The organism is Actinocorallia lasiicapitis (genome assembly GCF_054778695.1).
In genome coordinates this window covers 1-1,193 of record NZ_BAAGZI010000748.1, presented here as the reverse complement: position 1 = coordinate 1,193, position 1,193 = coordinate 1, and the positions used below count along the sequence as shown (strand labels likewise).

The following is a 1,193-nucleotide window of genomic DNA, read 5'->3' as shown; positions in this document are numbered from 1 at the left end:
GCGATCAGCCCGTCGGGCAGCGGGAAGACCCGGGCGTGGCCCTCCGCGCCGAGCTGGTAGGCGCCCGCGCCGGCGATCACCCGGTGGGGGGCCATCAGCCGGTCGTGGGTGCGGTGGACGCGGCGGATCACCGGGCCGCAGCCCGCCAGATCGGCGTCCGGGACCGGGGCGCACACCAGGACCCCGGGCTCGGCGAGCGCTTCGAGCAGGGCGGGCAGGCCGGTGAGGAGCACGTCGGCGTCCAGATAGAGGCGCGGGAAGACCGAGCAGGCCGCGTCGCCGAGTGCGAGGGCGTGCCGTTTGCCCGGCACGTCGGCCTCGATCACCCGGACGCCCTCGGCGCGCGCGATCTCGGCCGTCCGGTCGGTGCAGGCGTTCGCGACCACGATCACCTCGACGGCGCCGGGGGCGGCCGCGCCGAGCAGCAGCCGCAGCGCGTCACCGATCACCGCCGCCTCGTCGTGGGCGGGCATGACGACACTCACCTCGGGAAGGGCCACGAAGGATGAGGGTAGAGCGAACGGCGCTCGCGGGGGTGCTGCTCTTCGTCCCCGAACCACGCCACGACGACCGCGGCTTCTTCACCCGGACGTTCGACGCGGCCGTCGCGGCGGCCCACGGGCTGGACCCGGCGGCGTTCGTCCAGGACAGCCAGTCCCGGTCGGTGCGCGGCACGGTCCGGGGAATGCACGGCCGGTCGGGACGGGGCGAGGCGAAGCTGGTGCGATGCGCGCGCGGCGCGATCCTGGACGTCCTGACCGACGCCCGGCCGGGATCGGCCACGTTCGGCGTGAACCTGACGGTCCGGCTGGACGACCAGACCTGTAGGACCCTCTACGTCCCGCCGGGACTGCTCCACGGGTTCCAGGCCCTCACCGACGCCGACGTGTGCTACCGGATCGACCGGGAGCACGTGCCGCAGGAGGACCTGTCGGTCCGTTACGACGATCCCGATCTGGGCATCGGCTGGCCCGAGCCCGTCACCGCGATCAGCGAACGGGATCTCGCCGCCGGGTCCTGGCGGGCGCTCCGGCCCCGGCTGGGGTGACCGTCTCCACTCCGCGCAGCAAGGCCAGGAGGACCAGCACGGTGCAGATCCCGCCGACCAGCGCGACGCTCCGTCCCGCCGTGAGCGCCGAGGCCAGGACGAGGTCCTCGGGCGCCTCGGCGGCGCGCAGCGCGCGCAGGGAGGC

3 protein-coding genes are annotated in these 1,193 nt (G+C 74.9%); 1 reads left to right on the top strand and 2 read right to left on the bottom strand.

Going from position 1 to position 1,193, the window contains the following annotated elements; genetic code table 11:
* The coding region (locus tag ACYVE7_RS34330) for a glycosyltransferase (RefSeq protein WP_460370781.1) at positions 1 to 500 on the bottom strand (500 nt) is incomplete at its 3' end.
* A gap of 5 nt (positions 501 to 505) precedes the next feature.
* On the opposite strand from ACYVE7_RS34330, the gene ACYVE7_RS34325 reads away from it, so the two are divergent.
* Positions 506 to 1,048 (top strand): dTDP-4-dehydrorhamnose 3,5-epimerase family protein, encoded by a 543-nt coding sequence (locus ACYVE7_RS34325; protein WP_460370779.1) that lies wholly within the window; start codon positions 506 to 508, stop codon positions 1,046 to 1,048.
* Here ACYVE7_RS34325 and ACYVE7_RS34320 read toward each other — a convergent pair.
* On the bottom strand, positions 990 to 1,193 hold a 204-nt coding region (locus ACYVE7_RS34320), incomplete at its 5' end, for a hypothetical protein (protein WP_460370777.1). The two genes, ACYVE7_RS34325 and ACYVE7_RS34320, sit on opposite strands and share 59 nt — an antisense overlap.